This window comes from Nocardia nova NBRC 15556 (assembly GCF_001613005.1).
Classification (GTDB): Bacteria; Actinomycetota; Actinomycetes; order Mycobacteriales; family Mycobacteriaceae; genus Nocardia; species Nocardia nova.
Genome location: NZ_BDBN01000073.1, coordinates 26,622 through 48,032 on the forward strand (window position 1 = coordinate 26,622; position 21,411 = coordinate 48,032).

Consider the following 21,411-nt stretch of genomic DNA (forward strand, 5'->3'; position numbering starts at 1 on the left):
GGAACGGGAGAGGTAGGCAGCAACGTGATCGTCGGTTCGCAGTCGGGCGCGGGCGCTACCGACGCGCCACTCACCGCGCCCTCGGGCAGCGACACGAATGGTGAGCCCCCTGAACCCACAGCCTCTGCGGACTCCCCGGTCTCGACGGACTCCCAGACCGCGACGGACCCCGAAGCTCCGATGAGCTCCGAGACCGCGACGGATTCCCGAACCCGCGCAGATGCCGGCCCCTCCGGCTCGGCGGTGACCGAAACCGACGGGACCGAGGTCGCCGACCCGGACTCCGGCCGGCGTACCGCGCAGGCTCCCGCCTCGCCGCTGCTGCGCGGCGCCGCCGCGGCGCAGCCTCGCACACTGGTCGACATCCTCGCCGAAACAGCACACGCGCACCCCGACGCCGATGCCGTCGACGACGGCACGGAGGTACTGACCTATCGGGAGTTGCTCGCGGCGATCGACGCGACGGTAACCGAGTTGCGGGCGGCGGGCATCCGGCGCGGCGACCGGGTCGGAGTGCGGATTCCCTCGGGAACCGCACGGCTGTATGTGACCATCCTCGCCGTCCTGCGCGCCGGGGCCGCCTACGTCCCCGTCGACGCCGACGACCCGGAGGAACGCGCCGAACTGGTCTTCGGCGAGGCCGCGGTCGCCGCCGTCGTCACTGCCGACGGCATCACCGCCGTGCGCCGAGACGACACCGCCATGCGCCGAGACGACACCGCCATGCGCGCGGACGACACCGCCGTGGGCCGAGACGGCACCGACCCGCGTGGAGACGGCAACCGCGCGCCGGCCGATCCCGACGCGCCCGGCCCCACGGTCGACGACGACGCGTGGATCATCTTCACCTCCGGCTCCACGGGAACCCCCAAGGGGGTGGCGGTCACCCACCGCAACGCCGCCGCATTCGTCGACGCCGAAGCGCGAATGTTTTTGCGGCAGGACCCGATCGGGCCCGGCGACCGGGTGCTGGCCGGACTGTCGGTGGCCTTCGACGCGTCCTGCGAGGAGATGTGGCTGGCGTGGCGGCACGGCGCGTGCCTGGTGCCGGCGCCGCGTGCGCTGGTACGTAGCGGGATGGATCTGGGGCCCTGGCTGGTGCGCCGCGAGATCAGCATCGTGTCCACGGTGCCCACCCTGGCCGCCATGTGGCCGCCGGAAGCGCTCGACGCGGTGCGGCTGCTGATCTTCGGCGGCGAGGCGGTGCCCCCGGAACTGGCCGAGCGGCTCGCCGGCAGCGACGACCGCGAGGTGTGGAACACCTACGGCCCCACCGAGGCCACCGTGGTGGCGTGCGCGGCACAGCTCACCGGCACGCCGCCGGTGCGCATCGGATTACCGCTGGACGGCTGGGATCTGGCCGTCGTCGACGCCGAGGGCACACCGGTCGTCGAAGGGGAAGCCGGTGAACTGGTGATCGGCGGCGTCGGGCTGGCCCGCTACCTCGACCCGGCCAAGGACGCCGAGAAGTACGCGCCGATGCCGACACTCGGATGGCAGCGCGCCTACCGCTCCGGCGATATGGTGCGCAACGACCCCGCGGGGCTGATCTTCCTCGGCCGCGCCGACGACCAGGTCAAAGTCGGGGGACGGCGGATCGAGCTCGGCGAACTCGACGCCGCGCTGCAACATCTGCCCGGCGTCACCGCCGCCGCGGCCGCCGTGCGCACCACCGCCACCGGCACCCCGATCCTCGTGGGCTACCTGTCCACCGGCGACGACGGCATCGACCTGTCGCACGCGCGGGAACTGCTCGCCGAACGACTGCCCGCGGCCCTCGTGCCCCGGCTGGCCGTGCTGGACGAATTACCCACGCGCACATCGGGAAAGGTCGACCGTGACGCGCTGCCGTGGCCGCTGCCCGGCGCCGACGGCGAACCCGGCGCGGGTTTGGACGGCACCGCGTATTGGCTTGCGGGACTGTGGCATTCGGTGCTCGGCGCCGATGTCGATGACTTGGACTCGGACTTCTTCGACCTCGGCGGCGGTTCGCTGTCGGCGGCGCAGCTGGTCACCGCGCTGCGCGAACGGCTGCCGCAGATCACCGTCGCCGACCTCTACGATCATCCGCGCCTCGGCGCGCTGGCCGAATTCATCGACGCCGCCGCCCCCACCGAACAAGCGCCCACCCGCCACGTCACCCCGACACCGCGGCGCGCGCAATGGTTCCAGGTGCTGGCCTCGGTGCCGCTGACCACCCTCACCGGCCTGCAATGGCTCACCTGGCTCGGCGTGGTCACCAACATCGCCTCCCGCTTCGGTGCGCTGCCGTGGATGCCGGGACTGTCGTGGTGGTGGGCGCTGGCCGGATTCGTGCTGTTCATCTCACCGCCCGGCCGGATGGCGATCTGCGTGGCCGGCGCCCGCATCCTGCTGCGCGGCGTGCGCGCCGGCAGCTACCCACGCGGCGGCTCGGTCCATCTGCGCCTGTGGACGGCGGTGCGGATGGCCGAGGCCGCGGGCGCGGAAAACCTCTCCGGCGCACCGTGGATGGTGCCGTTCGCCCGCGCGCTCGGGGCACGCATCGGGCGCGGCGTCGACCTGCACACGCTGCCGCCGGTCACCGGGATGCTCGAACTCGGCGACGGCTGCAGCGTCGAACCGGAAGTGGACCTGGCCGGATACTGGATCGACGGCGACCTCGTGCACATCGGGGAAATCCGCATCGGGCCCGGCGCGGTGGTCGGTTCCCGCTCCACGGTGATGCCCGGCGCGGTGATCGGCAAGAACGCCGTCGTGGAACCGGGCTCGGCGGTATTCGGGAAGGTGAAAGCGGGCCAGAGCTGGGCCGGATCGCCCGCGGTGAAAGTCGGTCCCGCCGAACATCGCTGGCCCGCCGGCACACCGCCGCGCGCACTGCACTGGGTGCTCGTCTTCGGCGTCACCTCGATGCTGCTGTCGGCGCTGCCGGTGTTCGCCCTGGCCGCGGGCGGACTGCTGCTGGCCTGGTGGATCCGCGACGAAACAACGCTGACCGGGGCGCTGGCACACGCGATGCTGGTGCTGCCGGTGGCCGCGCTGATCGTGCTCGCGGTCTTCGCTGTGGTGACCGTCGTCGCGATCCGCGTGCTCGCGATCGGATTGACCGAGGGCTACCACCCCGTGCGTAGTCGTGTCGGCTGGCAGGCCTGGGCCACCGAACGGCTCACCGACTCCGCGCGGACCTTCCTGTTCCCGCTGTATGCCAGCCTGCTCACTCCGCTGTGGCTGCGGCTGCTCGGCGCCGACGTGGGCAAGGGCGTCGAGGCGTCGACGGTGCTGCTGCTGCCGAAATTCACCAAGGTCGCCGACGGGGCCTTCCTCGCCGACGACACCATGATCGCCGGCTACGAACTCGGCGGCGGCTGGATGCACATCGGCGGCGCCAAGGTGGGAAAGCGGGCCTTTCTGGGTAACTCCGGTATGACCGCGCCCGGACGGCGGGTGCCCAAGAACGGTTTGGTGGCGGTGTTGTCGGCGGCTCCGGAGAAGGCGAAGGCGGGTTCGTCGTGGCTGGGCAGCCCGCCGGTGCGGTTGCGCCGCACCGCCGGCGATTCCGACACCGCGCGCACCTTCGATCCGCCGCTGCGGTTGAAACTGGCGCGCGCGCTGGTGGAGACCTGCCGGCTGATCCCGGTGATCCTCAGCTTCGGCATCGGGCTCGGTGTGTTGTTCGCCTTGGCCTGGCTGGCCTCCGGGCCCGGATACTGGCTGGCCGCACTCTGTTCCGGTGTGGTGCTGCTGATCGCCGGCGCCGCGGCCGGTGCGTGCGCGGTGGCGGCGAAATGGTTGATCGTCGGACGTATCCGGAAGGTGGAACATCCGCTCTGGAGTTCGTTCGTGTGGCGCAACGAGGTGTGCGACGCGTTCGTGGAAACCGTTGCCGCGCCGTGGTTCGCGCGCGCGGCCACCGGCACCGCGGTGATGAACATCTGGCTGCGCGGGCTCGGCGCGCGCATCGGGCGCGGAGTGTGGTGCGAATCGTACTGGCTGCCCGAGGCCGATCTGGTGAGCCTCGGCGACGGAGCGACGGTGGAACGCGGCTGTGTCGTGCAAACACATCTGTTCCATGATCGGATCATGTCCATGGACAGCGTGACCCTCGAGGCCGGAGCCACCCTCGGCCCGCACTGCGTGGCACTGCCCGCGGCCCGCATCGGCGCCGGTGCGACCGTGGGCCCGGCGTCGCTGGTGATGCGCGGGGACACCGTCCCCGCGTCGACCCGGTGGCAGGGCAATCCGATTGCGCCGTGGCCGGATACCCGGCGCGGTAAGTGAAGGCAGGTCGTCGGTGAAGCTGGGCAAAGGTGGCGCCGAGGCGCCGATCGACGACTATCTGCCGCAGAACGGCAACCGCGGCTATCGGGTCTCGCGTTACGAACTGGACCTGATGTACAAGGTCGCCGCCAACCGGCTGACCGGGCGGGCCACCATCACGGCGGTGACCACCGCGGTGCAGCCGCGGTTCGCGCTGGATCTGTCGCAAACACTGAGTGTGGCAAAGGTTTTCGTCAACGGCGCCAAACCCGCCAAATACACCCACACCCGCGGGAAGCTGACGATCACACCCGCGCGCCAGGTCCCGCCGGGCGCGGCACTGTCGATCGTGGTGCACTACGGCGGCACCCCGAAACCCGTGCGCGGGCCGTGGGGTGAGGTCGGCTGGGAGGAACTCACCGACGGTGTGCTCGTGGCGAGCCAGCCCAACGGCGCGGCGTCCTGGTTCCCGTGCGACGACCACCCCAGCTCCAAGGCGAGCTACCGGATATCGATCACCACCGACTCCCCGTATCACGCGCTCGCCAACGGCGTACTGACCGCTCGCACCACCAAATCCAGCCAGACCACCTGGGTGTACGAGCAGTCCGAGCCGATGGCCTCCTATCTGGCCACCATCCAGATCGGACCCTATCGCGCCCACCGCATCGACGCCGGACGCCTCACGAAGGTGCCGATGACCGCGGTGCTACCGCCGCGGCTGCGCACCGCCTTCGACCACGACTTCGCTCGGCAACCACAGATGATGGCCGAATTCGAGCGCCGGTTCGGGCCCTATCCGTTTCCCGGCTACACCGTCGTCGTCACCGACGACGAGCTCGAAATCCCCATCGAGGCACAGGGATTGTCGATCTTCGGCGCCAACCACTGCGACGGGCAGCGCGGCGCGGAACGGCTCATCGCGCACGAACTGGCCCACCAGTGGTTCGGCAACAGCCTCACCGTGCGGCAGTGGCGCGACATCTGGCTGCACGAGGGCTTCGCCTGCTACGCCGAATGGATCTGGTCCCAGGCCGGCGGCGGACCCAGCGCCGACCAGCTGGCCCGCGCCGCCCGCCAGAACCTCGCCCGGTCCGCGCAGGATCTCGTGATCGGCGATCCCGGGCCGGCGTCGATGTTCGACGACCGGGTGTACAAACGCGGCGCCCTCACCCTGCATGCCCTGCGCCTGCGCCTCGGCGACGACGCCTTCTTCTCCCTGCTGCGCGACTGGACCGCCCGGCACCGCTACGGCACCGTCGCCGCCGAGGACTTCACCGACCTCGCCGGCCACTACAGCCCCGCCCCGCTGCGCGAGTTGTGGGACAGCTGGCTCTACCGCGCGGCGTTGCCCGAGCTGCCGCAGCACGGGCTGGGCGCGGTCGGCAGCTGACTCAGGCGTCGAATCCGACGTCGGCCAATTGCCGTGCCGCATCGGCGGATTGGCGCAACCCGGCTTCGTAGGCAGGGGTCAGCGCGGCCGGGTTGAACACGTCGATGCCGAAGACGGCCACCGCCTCGGCATCGGGGGCGATGGAGATCTCGGTCTCCGCGCCGTGCGCGCGATCGGTGCGGGTGCGGGGGAACATGTGCGCCAGCGGTTCCATGATCACCACGATCTGCGCGCCGGCGGCCAGGTCGGCATTGAGGGCCGAGCGCACACCGCCGTCGAAATAGCGGGATTCACCGATCGGGATCGGCGGGAAGACGCCCGGGACCGAGGTGCTCGCGGCCAGTGCCTGCGGCAACGTCGCCGCGGTGTCGCGGGTCCACACCTGCAGTTCGCCGGTGCCGATATCGACCGTGGTGACGCGCAGGTCGGCCTCCGGCCATTCGGTGACACCGGCCAGCCGGGCGATCCGTTCGACGTGGGCGTCGGGATCTCCGGCCTCGGTGGCCAGCGCCAATTCGCCCATGCGGCGGCGGATTTCGCGCGCGTCGCCGGGGGTGGTTCGCAATGAGAAGATCTCGGCGAGTCGGCGCGGATCCGGTGCGAACGATTCGCCGCCCGGCGACCGGGTGGCCCCCAGGTGTTCCAGATCCCCGCCCGCCGCGAGCACCGCACCGACCACCGACCCTGCCGACGTGCCCACGATCCGGTCCGCGCGCGCGGGATCGATCCCGGCGGCACGCAATCCGACCATCACCCCCGCCATCCACGCGATCCCGACGGGACCGCCGCCGCCCAGTACCAATGCGGTGCGGAATCGGTCGGGCGAGAGTGCGGCACACATGAGCGCGACACTACCGGCGCGCTCTCCGCCGCGCAGCGCCTCGGACCTCACGGAGCGCCTCGATCGCGCGCTGTCGGTGTGCTGTGCCGGTCGCGATCGTGTGGCGCACACCACCGAGTATTAGAGCAATTGCTCTGTTATGGTGAGGTCGTGCCCCGCCCCCGCATCCACGACCTCGATGTCGTTCTCGACCATGCCGAAGCGCTCGCCGTGGCCGCGGGTGTGCCCGCCGTGACGATTCGCGCGGTCGCGGCTGCCAGCGGCATGTCGAACGGGGCGATCTACCACAGTTTCGGCTCGCGCGCGCAACTGGTGGCGCGCATGTGGATTCGCGCCGCGCACCGGTTCCTGGACGTGCAGAACGAACTCGTCGACGAGGCGCTGGCGGACGGATCCGGCAGCGAGGCCGCCGTGCAGGCGGTCGTGCGCGCGGCCGAGGCGCCCGCGGAGTTCGCCGCACGGTATCCGGCCTCGTCCCGCCTGGTGACGATGCTGCGGCACGACGAGGTGCTCGCCGCGGAGCTGCCCGAGAGTGTGGCCGCCGAGGTGCGCGCCCAGCACCGCGGGCTCGTCGCGGTGATGCGGCGGTTGTCGGCGCACCTGTGGCAGCGCGAGGACCGGCGCGCGGTCGAGGTGATCACCGTCTGCATCGTCGATCTGCCCACCGCGCTGCTGCTGTCGCGTGACCGCCTCGCCGACCCCGACACCCGGATGCGGTTGCGGGCCGCCGTCCGTTCCGCCGTCAGCGCCGGACCACCACCGAAACACTGACCCCCACACCACAAACCGGCTACCAACGAAGCACCGAAGGAGATCCGATGTCCCCCGCTCTCACCTACCGTGACACCGTCGCCGTCCTCGACCTCGGCGCCGGCGAGAACCGCTTCTCACCCGAGTTCCTCGCCGCCGTGAACGCTCACCTCGACACCGTGCTCGCCGATGGCGCCACCGGATTGATCACCACCGCGAGCGGCAAGTTCTACTCCAACGGACTCGACCTGGAGTGGCTGGGCGCCCACGGCGAGCGCGCCCCGTGGTACGTCGAACAGGTGCAGGGGCTGCTGGCGCGGGTGCTCACGCTGCCGGTGCCGAGTGTGGCGGCCCTGCCCGGTCATGCCTTCGGCGCCGGCGCGATGCTCGCCCTCGCGCACGACCAGCGGGTCATGCGCGCCGATCGTGGCTACTTCTGCTTCCCCGAGGTCGACATCCGCGTGCCGTTCACCCCGGCGCTGGCCGCGCTCGTACAGGCCAAGCTGTCGGCCGAAGCCATCACCGCCGCGGTGCTCACCGGACGACGGTTCGGCGGGGCCGAAGCCCACGAACACGGCCTGGTCGACGCCACCGCCGCCGCGGGCACGGAGGTCGAGATCGCCACCGCGCTGCTGGCCCCGCTCGGCGCCAAGGACCAAGGCACATTGGGATCGATCAAATCGGTGTTCTACGCTGGCGCCTACACTGCGTTGACCGCCTGATCGCGCTGCTCAGCGGCCCTTCCACTCGGGCGTGCGCTTCTGCGCGAACGCCAGCACACCCTCGGCCGCATCCTCCGACGACAGCGCACTGCCCGACACCTCGAGCTGGCGCGTGAACGCGATATCGGTGGACCAGTCCGGTGATTCGTCGATGATGCGTTTACTCGCCGCCAGACTCAGCGGCGCGTTCACCGCGATCCGCTGCGCCAGCTCCAGTGCGGCGTCGAGGGCCTTCCCCGATTCGGTCACCTGATTGACCAGTCCCAGTGCCGCCGCGCGTTCGGCGGAGATGGGATCACCGGTCAGCGCCAGCTCCATCGCCACCGCCCGCGGTAACCGCTGCGCCAGCCGCAAGACGCCACCGCCGACGGCCACCAGTCCGCGTTTGACCTCGGGGATCCCGAACGTCGAATCCTGTGCTGCCACCACGAGATCGGCGGCCAGCGCCAGTTCGCAGCCACCGGCCAGGGCCGGTCCCTCGACCGCCGCGATCAACGGCTTCACCGGTGGTTTCGCGGTGATACCGAGCGGGCCGCGCTTCTCGGTCATCGGCGTCTCGCCGCGCGAGGCGGCCTTGAGATCCATTCCGGCGCAAAAGTATCCACCCGCGCCGGTGATGATCGCGACCTGCGCCGACGGATCGGCCTCGTAGGCGTCCAAGGCCCGTTCCAGCCCGAGGGCGGTGGCCAGATTGACGGCATTGCGCACCTGCGGGCGGTTCAAGGTGATGATCGTGACCGGGCCGCGGCGCTCTACCAGCACCGGCGGGGCGGGCGGGGCCGGCAACTCCACCCGCTCGCGACCCTCGACGCTGATATCGTGCCCGGACACCGTCACCGGCAAACCCAGCAGATCGCCGTCGACCAATTGCGCGATCAGCTCGGAATCGGTGTTGCGCAGCAGAATCCGGCCGCCCGCGGGTTCGATCAGGCTCACAATCGCCGCTTCCGGCTGTCCGTCGCGAGCGTAGGCGACGGTGTAGGCCTCCACCACCGCGGGACCGTCGTGGGTGCTGCGGGCCGGGCGCGCCGGCGGATTCTCGATGATCGGGCGCAGATGCCGGTACGGCCGGGCGGGCGGCAGCGACGAGTACACGCCCAGAGCGTGTTTGGTGACGTACCAGCCCAGCGAACTCGCCAGGCCGAAGGTGCCGGGTTCCGCGCGCAACCGCGCCACCATCGTCGCCACCGCGTGGCCGCCGTAGTTGTTACCCGGACCGCCGCCGAAGGTCAGTCCGCCGGTCACCGACAGCGGACGGGCCGGATCGTCGATCGCCAGCCCCAATTCGCGCGCGGCGATCTGCACCGCCACCGGGAAGCAGGCGTAGAGATCCACGTGGGTCAGCGCCTCGACGCCGATGCCGCTGTGCTCGAGCACCGCCCGGCCCAGCGTCGCGATCGCCGGTGAGGCCGCCAGTTCGGCGCGTTCACTGGTGAACCACTCGTCGTGCCCGGACGCGCCGGCGTGGATGAAGATCCACTTGTCCTGCGCGATTCCGGCCTCCTGCGCGGCCGCGGCACTGCACACCACGATGCCGCTGGCCATATCGACGGTCAGATTCGCGCATTCCAGTTTGGTGTAGGGCGTGGACACCATGCGATTGTCCGGACCGGGAGTGGCGATCCGGTCGGCGTCGAATTCCTCGGGCTGCCAGGCGTATTCGTTGCGCGCCGCCACCGCCGACAGCCGCGACCAGAGTTCGGCCACGGCCTCGGCGTGATCGCCGGGGCTGCGGCCCAGCCGATGCCGGTTCGCCGACTCCAGCAGGGCGTACATGTTGATCGGCGCGATCAGGCCCGCCGCGGTCTCGGCCGGATTGTTGGCCGGTTTGTCGATGCCGATCGAGCGGGTCGGCACGACCTCGGAACCCTGCTGCGGCCACGACAGCTCCACACCGGCGCGCTGCGCGGCGGCCTGCGTGGCTCCGGCCTCCGCGCCGGTGACCAGCACCATGTCGTACTCACCGGCCGCGATCGCCGCCGCGGCCTCGTTGATCACCAGCTGACCGCCGTCGCCGCCGAAGGGACTCGACTGCGCGGTGTCGACATCCCCCACACCCAGGCGCTGCGCGATCACCGCCCCCATATCCCGGTACTGCCACGACGTGCACGCCACCGCGAACACCGCGTCCGCGCGGCGCAGCAGGTCCTCTCCGGCGCCGGTATCGGCCGCGGCGCGCCGCAACGCGGTCACCGCGAGCGCGGCCGGATCTCCGTAACCGGAATCCGGTGTGCGCTGGGTGATCTGCCCGACGCCCACCAGCACGGGGGTCCGGGGATCGATCTCGGTGCCCGAGGCGCGATGTCGAATGGGCTGTGCCGCACGCTTTTTCACCGGTCCGGCCGCGGCGATCGCGTCGGGTAGCCGGGCCAGGGACTGCTCCATCGCCTCACCGAGGCTGCGGGCCACCGACGCGCCCAGCGGGCCCTCGACGGGCGGGCCGCCGAGCCCGGCATCGAAGTACACCGTCGCCTCGTCGCCGGCACCGGCGACAGTCAGCCAATACCCCAGCCGCACTCCCTGCGGACCCTCGCCGCGCAGCGCGAAACCGCGCTCGCCGGCCTCGACGACCGTCCAGCGCAACTCGGCGGGGATGCCCATCACCAGCGCCTGCTGCGTGAACGTCAGGCCCTCGCGCACAGCGCCGGGTGCCTCGCCCCGCCAGCCGGCGTGCAGGGTGAACCAGTCGGCCAGCCGGTTCAGATCCGAGAGATAGGCTGCCACGGCATCGGGTGCCACCCGAATGCCGCGGCGGGCATGTGCGGACCGGGCGTAGTCGCTCACACCGGCGGGCGTGAGATAACCGTCTGCCTCTTCGGCCGGTGTGGCCGCCGGGGCGGAGTGCGATCGAGCGGCGCCGATCAGGCCGGTGATCAGGTCACGCGCGATGCGCGGATCCTTGCGCACCGCCGCGAACAGGGCATTTCCCGCCTCGAGCTTGGTGCGTGCGGCGCGGATTCGATCCGATCCCGGCAATGGCGACACCGACAACCTCCTTGTTGCGTCCCGAGACAATTAATCACCCGCTCTTTCGGGGCGTCAAAGACTTGTGACCTGCGTTACGTAAGTCTAGACTTACGGTTCGTGGGGACTTACCAAGATGGTGCGCTCGACGCTCTCGGGGATCCGACCCGGCGAGCGATCTTCGAACGACTCGGGCGCGGACCCTGCGCCGTCGGTGAGCTGGCCGCCGAACTCCCGGTCAGCCGTCCGGCGGTCTCTCAGCACCTGAAAGTGCTCAAACAGGCGGGGCTGGTGGTCGACGAGGCGATCGGCACCCGCCGGATCTACCGGCTCGATCCGAACGGCATCGACGCCCTGCGCGGCTACTTCACCCGGTTCTGGACGACGGCGATGTCGTCGTTTCGCGACCGGGCCGAGGCCGCCGCACGCGCTCAATCGATCGAAACAAGTAGCGGGACAACCATATTCGAGGAGCAGTCATGACACAGCAAACCAGCGAGACCCAGGTGCGCGTCGAACTCACCGTCGAGGCGCCCATCGACACCGCCTTCGACGTCTTCACCACCGGCATGGACAGCTGGTGGCCCCGCGAACACCACATCGGCGCGGGGCCGCTGGCCGAAGTGGTGGTCGAACCCCGCGTCGGCGGACGGTTGTTCGGCCGCGAGGCCGACGGCACCGAATGCCCGTGGGGTCGCGTCCTCGTGTGGGACCGTCCCGGCCACTTCGCGTTCTCCTGGGACATCTCCCTGGACTGGAAATACCAGCCCGACCCGGCCCTGACCAGCCGCGTCGATGTCACCTTCACCCCTGTCGATTCCACCCACACCGCCGTCACTCTCGTGCACGGTGACTTCGCCAACCACGGCGAGGGGTGGGAATCCATGCGCGACGCGGTCGGCTCGCCGGGCGGCTGGCCCGGACTGGCGGACACCTACGCACGCGCCGCCGCGGCCGCTGCCTGAACTGCTGCGCGCACTTCCGCGCCCCCATCGCGAGGCGGCGGCAGTGGTGAATCGGTTCAGCGCCGAGGTAAACGATCACAGCTGATCCGCGGGTGCGACACCTGCGGATCAGCTGTCCGGCCTCGAGCCGCGGCGGCCTACTGCCTGCAGTCGTTGCGCATGTGCAGCCAGTGCACCGCGCACCCTCTGTTCAGAGAGTGACGCCCAGCAGGGCATCGACGGCCGTGCGAACCAGGCCCGGCGCCGCGGTGTCCGGCCCGCCGTATGTCAGGGCCTGCTGCACCCAGCTGTCCACGGCGGCAAGGGCTTTCGGGGTGTCCAGATCATCGGCCAGATGCTGACGCAATCGCGCGACCGTCTCCTCGGCCCCCGGACCCGACTCCAGCGCCGCCGCCTGCCGCCAGCGCGCGAGCCGCTGCTGCGCCTGCTCGAGCACCGCATCCGACCACTGCCGATCGGTGCGGTAGTGGTCGGCGAACAGGCCCAGCCGGATGGCCGACGGATCCACGCCCGCGCGCCGCAACTTCGACACGAACACCAGATTGCCCCGCGACTTGGACATCTTCTCGCCGTCCAAGCCGATCAACCCGGCATGCACGTAGTGCCGGGCGAAGCGCCGATGCGACACCAGCGCCTCGGCGTGCGCGGCCGAATACTCGTGATGCGGATAGATCAGATCGCTGCCGCCACCCTGAATGTCGAATTCGGGGCCGAGCCGGTTCAACGCGATCGCCGCACACTCGATATGCCAGCCCGGGCGGCCCTCGCCGAACGGCGCCGGCCACGACGGCTCACCCGGCCGCGCCGCCCGCCACAGCAGCGCGTCGATCGGGTCGCGCTTACCCGGGCGCTCCGGATCGCCACCGCGCTCGGCGAACAGCCGATCCATCGTGGCCCGGTCGTAGCCGGATTCGTAGCCGAACTGCTCGGTGGCGTCGTGGCGGAAGTAGATGTCGCGGTATTCGGCGTCGTCGACCACATACGCCGCCCCGGCGGCCAGCAGTTTGTCCACCAGTTCGACGACCTCGCCGACCGATTCGATCGCGCCGATGTAGTCGCGCGGCGGCAGCACCCGCAGCTGCGCCATATCCTCGCGGAACAACTCGATCTCGCCGGTGCCGAGTTCGCGCCAGTCCACCCCGTCGCGCTCGGCCCGCTCGAACAGCGGATCGTCGACGTCGGTGATGTTCTGTACGTAGTGCACCTCGTGGCCGCCGTCGCGCAGGATCCGGTTGACCAGATCGAAGGCCAGATAGGTCGCCGCGTGCCCCAGATGCGTGGCGTCGTAGGGTGTGATGCCGCAGACATACATGGTGGCGGTCGCGCCGGGCGACACCGGGCGCACCTGCCGGTCGGCGGTATCGAACAACCGCAACGGCGGTCCGGATCCGGGGACGGCGGGAACGGAGATTTCGGACCAGGACTGCATGATTCGAGGGTAAGGGTCCGGGCGGGCACCTCGCCCGCCGCCCCCGGCTACCGGGCCCGTCGCGGGGTGTTCGCCACCACATCCGACCTCGGCCGGGGTCAGCGGTGTGGCGAAGTCAACCGTTGTACGCCGCGCGCACCGAATGCGGCACGCACGTCGGCGGATCGGCGCGACCGGATTCGCACCGGCTCAGAACGCGGGCCAGGGAATGGGGCGAGAGCTGATCGGTTGCGGCAGCACCGGATCGTTCAGCAGCTCGCGGGCCCGCGCCTCCAGGGCCTCGATCTCGTCGTCGGTGATGTGCTCGGCCAGCGCCGAACCGATCGGACCCGAAATCCGGTCGGCGAACACGGCGATGTCACCGAGCAGTTCCTCCCCCACCGGCTCACCCGCCCAGCCCCACAGCACCGTGCGCAATTTCGGTTCGCTGTGCAGGCAGATCCCGTGGTCGACCCCGTAGACACCGCCGTCGACGCCTTCGAGGGCGTGCCCGCCCTTGCGGTCGGCGTTGTTGAGCAATACGTCCAGCACCGCCATCCGGCGCAGTCGCGGATCGTCGGCATGGACGAGTGACACGCGCGCACCCGTGCCGTCCACCGCCCGCAGCACTTCCCGGAACCCGGCGGGCACCGCACCGGCGGGCACCAGATCCACCAGATCCAGGCGCTCCGGCGCCGCCTCACCCGGGTCGACGGTCTCGATCCAGCGCTGCACCATGCCGGGCCCCAGCGGACCCTCCCGCAGAATCGTCTCCGGAATCACCGACCACCCCAGCGCCGCCGACACCAGATACGAGGCCACCTCGCGCCCGGCCAGCGTGCCGTCGGGGAAATCCCACAGCGGACGCTCCCCGCGCACCGGCTTGTACACCACCCGCAGCGGCTCCGCGCCACCGCCGACCGGCGGGTCGATCTCACAGACCAGGGTCAGGTTGCTGGCGGTGGTCACCCGCCCGATGATCGACAACTCACCGCTGTAGAGGCCGTCGCGGGCCGCGCCCTCGTCTGCGGTCGCCGCGCGCGTGGTCACCGGTCCTCAGTCCTCCAGATCGGTCGCGCCGAAGATGTCGCCGCGCTTGTAACCATTGGTGCGCACACACATGTGCCCCTTGGGCGAGAGCGGTTCCCCGCACAGCGGGCACGGCGGCCGTCCGGCCGCGATCACCTTCGCCGACCGCAACGCGAATTCGCGGGCCTGCTCCGGGGTCAAGAACACCCGCACCGCGTCGGGGCCCTCCTCGGTGTCGTCGAGGACCACCGATTCGTCGACCTCGGTCTCGGTGATGGCCAGCAGTTCCACCACCACCGCGCCGGCATCGGCGTCCCAGCCCAAACCCATTGTCCCGACCCGGAATTCGGTGTCGATCGGCATCTGGAGCGGAGCCGTGTCGGAGACGTCCTCGGCCTGCGGCGGCACCGTGGCGCCGAACCGCCGCGCCACCTCGTCCAGCAGCAGACCCATCCGGTCGGCGAGCACCTTCACCTGCTGCTTCTCCAGCAGCACGCTTACCACGCGAGGTTCCTGCACGGCCTGTAGATAGAAGGCGCGATCCCCTGGTTCACCGACGGTTCCGGCGACGAAACGGTCGGGGGTGCGAAACACATGGATTGCTCGGGCCATCTGCACCTCCTGAAACCGACTGCATCACTGATTACGCTCGTTCCCCGAATCGGGGGGATCCGCAATATTCCCATTATCCGCCCGCGGCGCGGCGCCCACCTCACCGCCGGGGACGGGCCCGGCCCGCTGCTCGGACGGTTGTGCGACCGCGGCCAGCGCCGACAGGTCGGAGCCGGTGTCGTTGACCCGCCACACGTAGGGGGCGGCCGGGGTGTAGCGGACGACGCTGATGGAGGCCGGTTCCACCACGATGCGCTGGAACCCGTCGAGATGGATGCCGAACGCGTCGGCCAGCAGCGACTTGATCACGTCACCGTGTGTGCAGGCCACCCACAGCACATCGCGGCCGTGGCGTTCGGCGAGTTCGGTGTCGATCGCGCGCACCGCGGCCACCGCCCGGTACTGCACCTGGGCCAGGCCCTCACCACCGGGGAACACCGCCCCCGAGGCGTGCTGCTGCACGACCTTCCACAGCGGTTCCTTCACCAGCTCCGAGAGCAGCCGGCCGGTCCATTCGCCGTAATCCACCTCGAGCAGGCGCTCGTCGGGTTCGGGTTCGAGGCCGAGTTTGTCGGCCAGTGGCGAAACCGTGCGCGTGCAGCGCAGCAGCGGGGAATGTGCGATGTGCTCGATCGGTAACGGTGCCAAACGTTCTGCCACCGCCAGTGCCTGCTCGGTGCCGCGCTCGGTGAGCTCGACCCCGGGACTGCGGCCGGCCAGCGTGCGCGCGGTGTTGGAGGTCGACACCCCGTGCCGCAGCAGGATCACCGTCATGGGACCAGACTAGGCGATCACCACCGCCGGGCTCGCGCCGTCACCGGCCCGCAACCTCGGCCGCACGCCCCGGCGATGCGGAACCCGCTGGTATGCAACCTGTTTCGCTGTCGGAGGAATCGGCGACCGGGCCTGTGACCCGGCCTCCCCGCACCGGCGGGCGCTGTGGTGCACCTCGCATCTTCCGGCGGTTCGCGAGTGGTATCCGTTTCCGGGACCGGTTGTGGCCCTAGGCTCGGACACTGTGACGAGAGCTGGGGCGGTGTGGTGATGGAACAGCGGGCGGTGGGCCGCAGTGGCCTGCGGGTATCGCGGATGGGGCTGGCCACCCACACCTGGGGCCGGGAAACCGATGCCGAGGACGCGGCGGCGCAGCTGGTGGCCTTCGTGGAGGCCGGCGGAACGCTGGTCGACACCTCGCCGGTGTATCAGGGCGGCGCCGCGCAACGCATGCTCGGCGAGCTCGTGGGTGAGCTGGTGCCGCGCGACGATCTGGTGATCAGCGGGTGTGCGGGCCTGGTGCCGGTGCCCGGGGTCACCGATCCCGACGGCGGACCCGCGGCCGGCATCCACTGGAGTGTGGACGCGTCGCGGCGCACCCTGATGCGTCAACTCGACCGCACCCTCGCCGAACTGGGCACCGACTATCTCGACATCTGGAGTGTGGCGGCCTGGGACCGGCACACCCCGCTCGACGAGATCGCGGCCACCCTCGACCACGCCGTGCGCTCGGGCAAGGTGCGCTACGCGGGGGCGCGCGGCCTGAGCGCCTGGCAGCTGGCCACCCTGGCCTCGGCGGCCCCGATCGTGGCCGCGCAGTCGCCCTATTCGCTGCTGGCACGCGGTGCCGAAGCCGAACTGCTACCGGCGGCCGGGCACCACGGGGTCGGGTTGATCGCGGCCTCACCGCTGGCCGGTGGCATCCTCACCGGCAAATATCGCGACGGTGTGCCCGCCGACTCGCGTGGCGCCGACGAGGCGACCGCAGCCGAAATCCGCGAACGTCTCGACGAACACGCCACCCGGGTGGTGGACGCGGTGGTCACCGCGGCCGACGGGCTGGGCACCTCGCCCCTGGCGGTGGCGGCGGCCTGGCTGCGCGACCGGCCGGGCGTCGCGTCGATGATCGTCGGCGCCCGCGATATCGGTCAGCTCACCGGCGTTCTCGCCGCGGAAACGCTGGAACTTCCGCGGGCGATCGCGGCCGCTCTCGACGACGTCAGCGGTATCTGAGCGGCCGGGCCGGCGGGACGTGCGCGCACAGGGCGGTGACAACCGGTCCGCGCGACCACTTAGGCTTGCCTACATGAGGTGTCTCGACGTCCGATCGGCCCGCATCGCCTCCGCCGCACCGGCGGGGCCCACCGAGCCGGGCGCGCCGGCGCTGAGGTTCGCGACGACCGCACGGAACCGTTCGGCATCGACTGAGCCGGGTGGACGGCAGCGGCCGGCCCGGGGCGGCACCCGGTGGCTGCTCACGGTGCTCGCGGTCGTGCTGCTCGCCGGAGTCACCACCGCGTGCGGGGGCAGCGGCGCCTCGGGCGAGCAGCAGGGCGCGACCACCGCGACGCTGGCGAATCCGGATCCGACGCCGATCGGCCCCGAGCCGGTGCCCGCGCTACCGGTCACCGTGCGTTCGTTCGACGGCGCCGAGGTCACCGTCACCTCCGCGGACCGGATCGTGGCCGTGGACCGCTACGGCACCCTGGCCCAGACCGTGTGGGCGCTGGGCCTGGGCTCCAAACTGGTGGGCCGCTCGACCTCGGCGGCCTTCCCCGCGGTGCGCGACGTGCCCAACGTGGCGGGCGGCACCGGCAGCATCAACATCGAAGCCGTTGCCGCGCAACGGCCCACGGTGTTTCTCACCGACACCACCAGCGCCACCCCCACCATGCGTGATCAGCTGCGCGCGCTCGGCATCACGGTCGTGTACTTCGACCCGCAGCGCACCATCGACGGTGTCGGCCCGCAGATCCGGTCGGTCGCCGACGCCTTGGGCGTCCACGATCAAGGAGTGAAGCTGGCCGAGCGCACGCACGCCGAGATCGCCGCGGCCACCGCCGCGATGCCGAAACGCCAGCCGCCGTTGAAGATCGGATTCGTCTACCTGCGCAGCACCGCGATCACCATGCTCGCCGGGCCCGGCTCGGGCGCCGATTCGCTGGTGACGGCACTGGGCGGCGTCGACGCCGGAACCGCGGCGGGACTGACCGAGCCGTTCACCACCATCACCAGCGAGGCGATGATCAGCGCCGCACCGGACGTGCTGCTGGTGATGTCGGACGGGCTGAAATCGGTCGGCGGCGTCGACGGCCTGGAGAAGGTGCCTGGGGTCGCCCAGACGCCGGCCGGGCGCGATCACCGCGTCGTCGACATGTCCGATGCGGTGCTGCTCAGCTTCGGACCCGAAACCGGGCATGTGCTCGAAGCGCTGTCGAAGGCCGTCTACGGCACCCAGCCCGCATGAGTCCCGGCGATTCGCCCGGTGAGGACTCGGCCGCCGATCCCGGTCTGCGACCGTCCGGACCGAATGTGGCACCTTCTGCTGGATCCGTTGCTGCGCAACATATCTCGGACCTGTCGGGTGCCGAGTCGAGCGCGAACGGCGCATCCGAGCCGGAGAACGGTGCGGGCGCAGGCACTTCCGGGCCCGATGCGCTCAGCGGCCGGAGCGCCGAACGGTCGACGGTCGCACCTTCGGCCGGGACCGGTGGCGGTGCGGCTTCCGGCACGCAGCGGGCAGAACCGCATCCGAGGTCCAACTCGGACCCTTCCGCTCCGGGCGACGCCGTCGTCGGTCCGCGCACACCGCGCCGCTGGTCCCGCATCACCGTCGTCTTCGCGATGTCGATCGCACTGCTGGTGATCCTGGCGCTGATCTCGGCCGCTGTGGGGCAGGTCCCCACGACCCCGCTCGAGGTGGCCGGCAGTGTGCTGCACCGGATCGGGCTCGACTGGGGGCCGATGCCGCACCACCCCGCCGGTGAGGTCACGCTGTGGGAGGTCCGGTTCCCGCGGGTGGTGCTGGCGATGCTGGTCGGGGCTGCGCTGGCGACCGCCGGAGCGCTGCTGCAGGGTGTGTTCGCCAATCCTTTGGCCGAACCCGGCGTGATCGGTGTGTCCGCGGGCGCGGCCGTCGGGGCGGGTGTGGTGATCGTGGTCGGTGGCGCGTTCGTGGCGGCCTGGTCGGTCGCCGGAGGCGCGTTCGTCGCCGGACTGGGGACCACACTCGCGGTGTATCTGCTGTCGCGTTCGGGCGGGCGCACCGAAACCGTCACGCTGGTGCTGACCGGTGTCGCGGTCAACGCCTTCGCCGGCGGTCTGATGTCGTTTCTGCTGTTCACCGCCTCCCCCGCGGCGCGCGATCAGATCGTCTTCTGGCAGATGGGCAGCCTGAACGGCGCCACCTGGCAGGCGGTGGCCGTGGTGGCGCCGCTGGCCGCGCTGGGTGTGGCGGCGGCGGTCGCGATGGCGCCGCGCCTGGATCTGCTCGCCCTCGGCGAATCGGCGGCGCGGCACCTCGGTGTCGACGTGGAGCGCTTGCGGCGCAACGTGATCGTCGTCGTCGCGATCCTCGCCACCGCCGGGGTGGCCTTCACCGGCATCATCCTGTTCGTCGGATTGGTCGTCCCGCACGTGGTGCGCATGCTCGTCGGTCCCGCGCACCGGGTGCTGATCCCGCTATCAGCGATCCTCGGCGCGGTGGTGCTGCTGGCCGCCGACATCGGGGCCCGGACCCTGGTCCACAACGCCGATCTCCCCCTGGGCATGCTGACCTCGCTGGTCGGCGGGCCGTTCTTCTTCTGGCTGCTGCGGCGCACTCGCGCCCGATCGGGAGGCTGGGCATGAGCGGCGCCGGAACGGCACGCGTGCGCGCACTGATCCGCACACTTCGCCCTGCCCACGGTCTTCCGCAACCGACACCGCGCGGTGCGGTGACCCTGCGAGCGCGCGGCATCGATATCGCGCGCGGCGGGCGGCCGGTGCTCGAATCGGTCGACATCGACGTCGTCGCCGGGCAGATCCTGGCACTGGTGGGTCCCAACGGCGCGGGCAAGTCGACGCTGCTGGCCGCGCTGTCGGGCGAACTCGAACCGGCAAGCGGCACAGTCGAACTCGACGGCCGACCGGTCGCCGATTGGACTCCCACCGATATGGCGCGCCGCCGCGCGGTGCTGCCGCAGAACCACACCGTCGGATTCCCGTTCACGGTGCGCGAGGTCGTCGCCATGGGCCGCTCTCCCTGGGCGCGAACCCCGCGCCAGGAATTCGACGACCGGGTAATCGCCGCCGCGCTGGCCGCCACCGATATGGAACATCTCGCCGCACGGCCGTTCCCGGCGCTTTCCGGTGGTGAGCGTGCCCGCGCGGCACTCGCCCGGGTGCTGGCTCAGGACACCGAGACGTTGCTGCTCGACGAGCCCACCGCCGCATTGGATCTCGGCCATCAGGAACAGGTGCTGCGTCTGGCCGCGGCCCGCGCCGGCGAGGGCGCGGCGGTCGTGGTCGTACTGCACGATCTGGGCCTGGCCGCCGCCTACGCCGACCGCGTCGCCGTGCTCGACGCGGGCCGCCTCGCCGCTGTCGGCCACCCGCGCGAGATCCTCACCACCGACCTGCTGACCCGCGTCTACCGTCACCCCGTCGAGGTCATCGACCACCCCGTCACCGGCGCCCAGCTGGTCCTGCCCGTGCGACGCTGAACCCCCGTTCAGTCCGCGAGCACGTCCGGGTGGCCGAACAGTGCGACCAGCGCCGGATCGTGGAACTTCACCACCCGCGATACTCCGGTGGCGGTCGCCGCCAGCACCACGATCCCGTCCGCACGCAGCAGGCCGTCCGCGGCCCGGTGATAGACGACGGCGGCGGGCTGTCCGTTGGCGGTGGTGGCGACCATCCGCCACTGGCCGGGCACACCCAGCACGTAGGTGTCGAGCATGCGGAGGCAGTGCGCCCGCCCGGCCTGCCAGTCGCGGAACGGGGTCGCCTCCAGCGTGGCATCGGTGCGCAGCACCTGTTCCAGCAGCGCGACGTCGGACCGCTCGAAGGCCGCGATGTAGCCGTCGAGCAGCGCCCGTGCGCGCCGGTCGGTGGGTTCCAGTAGTTTCTCGGGTGCCGGGTCCAGTTCGTCGAGGCGGGCGCGGGCGCGTTGCAGTCCGCTTTTCACCGCCGCCGTCGTGGTTCCGAGAATCTCCGCGGTCTCGGCCGCGGAAAAAGCCAGCACCTCGCGCAGCAGGAGGATGGCACGCTGGCGTGCGGGCAGGTGCTGCAGACTCGCGACCAGCGCCAGCCGCAGCGATTCGCGTGCGACCACGACCGCTTCCGGATCGTCGGCAGTCGCGATCCAGCCGTCCGGAAGCGGTTCCAGCCATGAAACCTCGCCTGCCACAACATATCTCGGCGGGCTGCCCGACTCGTTGTCCGGACCGCCGAGTCCCGAGGGCAGTACCCGCGTGTGATGCGAGGTCCTCGCGGTGAGGCAGACATTGGTAGCGATCGTGTACAGCCACGACCGCATTGACGCCCGGCCCTCGAACCCGGCGTAGGAACGCCAGGCCCGAAGGTAGGTCTCCTGCACCAGATCCTCGGCATCCTGTGCCGAACCGGCCATGCGATAGCAGTGCGCCAGCAACTCCCGGCGGTAGCGCCCGGAGTCGGCGGCGAACCGGTCCCGGTCGGCCGTGCGCGCATGCGCGGTCATATCGCCGAGTGTAGGA

At 70.9% G+C, this 21,411-nt stretch carries 17 protein-coding genes; 10 read left to right on the forward strand and 7 right to left on the reverse strand.

Going from position 1 to position 21,411, the window contains the following annotated elements; all coding sequences use genetic code 11:
* Positions 1 to 180: 180 nt before the first annotated feature.
* Entirely contained in the window at positions 181 to 4,257 is a 4,077-nt protein-coding gene (locus NN2_RS26160) for a Pls/PosA family non-ribosomal peptide synthetase (RefSeq protein WP_082857265.1), read from the forward strand.
* A 13-nt stretch (positions 4,258 to 4,270) separates the two neighbouring features.
* Positions 4,271 to 5,629 carry a M1 family metallopeptidase gene (locus tag NN2_RS26165; RefSeq protein WP_063016764.1) on the forward strand — a complete coding sequence of 453 codons (1,359 nt, stop codon included), beginning with the start codon at positions 4,271 to 4,273 and terminating at the stop codon, positions 5,627 to 5,629.
* A gap of 1 nt (position 5,630) precedes the next feature.
* Here the strand turns inward: NN2_RS26165 and NN2_RS26170 are convergent, their stop codons facing one another.
* Positions 5,631 to 6,470, reverse strand: coding sequence for a patatin-like phospholipase family protein (locus NN2_RS26170; RefSeq protein WP_063016765.1), 840 nt, complete (start codon positions 6,468 to 6,470; stop codon positions 5,631 to 5,633).
* A 150-nt stretch (positions 6,471 to 6,620) separates the two neighbouring features.
* On the opposite strand from NN2_RS26170, the gene NN2_RS26175 reads away from it, so the two are divergent.
* Both NN2_RS26175 and NN2_RS26180 read left to right on the forward strand, forming a co-directional pair.
* Positions 6,621 to 7,241 (forward strand): TetR/AcrR family transcriptional regulator, encoded by a 621-nt coding sequence (locus NN2_RS26175; protein ID WP_063016767.1) that lies wholly within the window; start codon positions 6,621 to 6,623, stop codon positions 7,239 to 7,241.
* Positions 7,242 to 7,288: 47 nt separating this feature from the next.
* Positions 7,289 to 7,942, forward strand: a complete 654-nt coding sequence (locus NN2_RS26180) for an enoyl-CoA hydratase-related protein (RefSeq protein WP_063016769.1) — start codon at positions 7,289 to 7,291, stop codon at positions 7,940 to 7,942.
* 9 nt (positions 7,943 to 7,951) lie between these two features.
* On the opposite strand, the gene NN2_RS26185 is transcribed toward NN2_RS26180, so the two are convergent.
* A complete protein-coding gene (locus NN2_RS26185; RefSeq protein ID WP_063016771.1) occupies positions 7,952 to 10,927 on the reverse strand; it encodes a type II toxin-antitoxin system Rv0910 family toxin in 2,976 nt (991 codons plus the stop codon).
* A gap of 99 nt (positions 10,928 to 11,026) precedes the next feature.
* Between NN2_RS26185 and NN2_RS26190 the strand changes: the two genes are divergently transcribed.
* Together NN2_RS26190 and NN2_RS26195 are read left to right on the forward strand one after the other, a co-directional pair.
* A complete protein-coding gene (locus NN2_RS26190; RefSeq protein WP_051756663.1) occupies positions 11,027 to 11,389 on the forward strand; it encodes an ArsR/SmtB family transcription factor in 363 nt (120 codons plus the stop codon).
* Complete coding sequence (locus NN2_RS26195) at positions 11,386 to 11,871, forward strand: SRPBCC family protein (RefSeq protein ID WP_063016773.1); 486 nt, start codon at positions 11,386 to 11,388, stop codon at positions 11,869 to 11,871. Before NN2_RS26190 ends, NN2_RS26195 begins: the two co-directional genes overlap by 4 nt.
* 190 nt (positions 11,872 to 12,061) lie before the next feature.
* Here the strand turns inward: NN2_RS26195 and mshC are convergent, their stop codons facing one another.
* The 4 genes from mshC to NN2_RS26215 form a co-directional block, all read right to left on the reverse strand.
* On the reverse strand, positions 12,062 to 13,300 hold the full coding sequence (gene mshC / locus NN2_RS26200; RefSeq protein WP_063016775.1) for a cysteine--1-D-myo-inosityl 2-amino-2-deoxy-alpha-D-glucopyranoside ligase: 1,239 nt from the start codon (positions 13,298 to 13,300) through the stop codon (positions 12,062 to 12,064).
* Between the two features lie 189 nt (positions 13,301 to 13,489).
* Positions 13,490 to 14,329 (reverse strand): SCO1664 family protein, encoded by an 840-nt coding sequence (locus tag NN2_RS26205; RefSeq protein ID WP_063016777.1) that lies wholly within the window; start codon positions 14,327 to 14,329, stop codon positions 13,490 to 13,492.
* Positions 14,330 to 14,335: 6 nt separating this feature from the next.
* A complete protein-coding gene (locus NN2_RS26210; RefSeq protein ID WP_062964358.1) occupies positions 14,336 to 14,920 on the reverse strand; it encodes a DUF3090 domain-containing protein in 585 nt (194 codons plus the stop codon).
* A 24-nt stretch (positions 14,921 to 14,944) separates the two neighbouring features.
* Complete coding sequence (locus NN2_RS26215; protein ID WP_063016787.1) at positions 14,945 to 15,694, reverse strand: histidine phosphatase family protein; 750 nt, start codon at positions 15,692 to 15,694, stop codon at positions 14,945 to 14,947.
* 270 nt (positions 15,695 to 15,964) lie between these two features.
* Here NN2_RS26215 and NN2_RS26220 point away from each other — a divergent pair, with 270 nt between their 5' ends.
* From NN2_RS26220 to NN2_RS26235, 4 genes are all read left to right on the forward strand, one after another.
* Positions 15,965 to 16,927, forward strand: a complete 963-nt coding sequence (locus NN2_RS26220; protein WP_063016805.1) for an aldo/keto reductase — start codon at positions 15,965 to 15,967, stop codon at positions 16,925 to 16,927.
* A 73-nt stretch (positions 16,928 to 17,000) separates the two neighbouring features.
* Positions 17,001 to 18,161 (forward strand): heme/hemin ABC transporter substrate-binding protein, encoded by a 1,161-nt coding sequence (locus NN2_RS26225; protein WP_082857267.1) that lies wholly within the window; start codon positions 17,001 to 17,003, stop codon positions 18,159 to 18,161.
* A 377-nt stretch (positions 18,162 to 18,538) separates the two neighbouring features.
* Positions 18,539 to 19,543: a FecCD family ABC transporter permease gene (locus NN2_RS26230; RefSeq protein WP_082857269.1), complete on the forward strand. Its 1,005-nt coding sequence runs from the start codon at positions 18,539 to 18,541 to the stop codon at positions 19,541 to 19,543.
* Positions 19,540 to 20,397, forward strand: coding sequence for a heme ABC transporter ATP-binding protein (locus NN2_RS26235; RefSeq protein ID WP_063016789.1), 858 nt, complete (start codon positions 19,540 to 19,542; stop codon positions 20,395 to 20,397). Before NN2_RS26230 ends, NN2_RS26235 begins: the two co-directional genes overlap by 4 nt.
* Positions 20,398 to 20,405: 8 nt before the next feature.
* Here the strand turns inward: NN2_RS26235 and NN2_RS26240 are convergent, their stop codons facing one another.
* Positions 20,406 to 21,395 carry an RNA polymerase subunit sigma-70 gene (locus NN2_RS26240; protein ID WP_063016811.1) on the reverse strand — a complete coding sequence of 330 codons (990 nt, stop codon included), beginning with the start codon at positions 21,393 to 21,395 and terminating at the stop codon, positions 20,406 to 20,408.
* Positions 21,396 to 21,411 lie beyond the last annotated feature (16 nt).

Coding starts and splice junctions, on each gene's coding strand:
- NN2_RS26160 (WP_082857265.1), top strand. CDS start 181: ATGAGCTCCGAGACCGCGACGGATTCCCGAACCCGCGCAGATGCCGGC.
- NN2_RS26170 (WP_063016765.1), bottom strand. CDS start 6,470: ATGTGTGCCGCACTCTCGCCCGACCGATTCCGCACCGCATTGGTACTG.
- NN2_RS26180 (WP_063016769.1), top strand. CDS start 7,289: ATGTCCCCCGCTCTCACCTACCGTGACACCGTCGCCGTCCTCGACCTC.
- NN2_RS26195 (WP_063016773.1), top strand. CDS start 11,386: ATGACACAGCAAACCAGCGAGACCCAGGTGCGCGTCGAACTCACCGTC.
- mshC (WP_063016775.1), bottom strand. CDS start 13,300: ATGCAGTCCTGGTCCGAAATCTCCGTTCCCGCCGTCCCCGGATCCGGA.
- NN2_RS26210 (WP_062964358.1), bottom strand. CDS start 14,920: ATGGCCCGAGCAATCCATGTGTTTCGCACCCCCGACCGTTTCGTCGCC.
- NN2_RS26215 (WP_063016787.1), bottom strand. CDS start 15,694: ATGACGGTGATCCTGCTGCGGCACGGGGTGTCGACCTCCAACACCGCG.
- NN2_RS26220 (WP_063016805.1), top strand. CDS start 15,965: ATGGAACAGCGGGCGGTGGGCCGCAGTGGCCTGCGGGTATCGCGGATG.
- NN2_RS26225 (WP_082857267.1), top strand. CDS start 17,001: ATGAGGTGTCTCGACGTCCGATCGGCCCGCATCGCCTCCGCCGCACCG.
- NN2_RS26230 (WP_082857269.1), top strand. CDS start 18,539: ATGTCGATCGCACTGCTGGTGATCCTGGCGCTGATCTCGGCCGCTGTG.
- NN2_RS26235 (WP_063016789.1), top strand. CDS start 19,540: ATGAGCGGCGCCGGAACGGCACGCGTGCGCGCACTGATCCGCACACTT.
- NN2_RS26240 (WP_063016811.1), bottom strand. CDS start 21,395: ATGACCGCGCATGCGCGCACGGCCGACCGGGACCGGTTCGCCGCCGAC.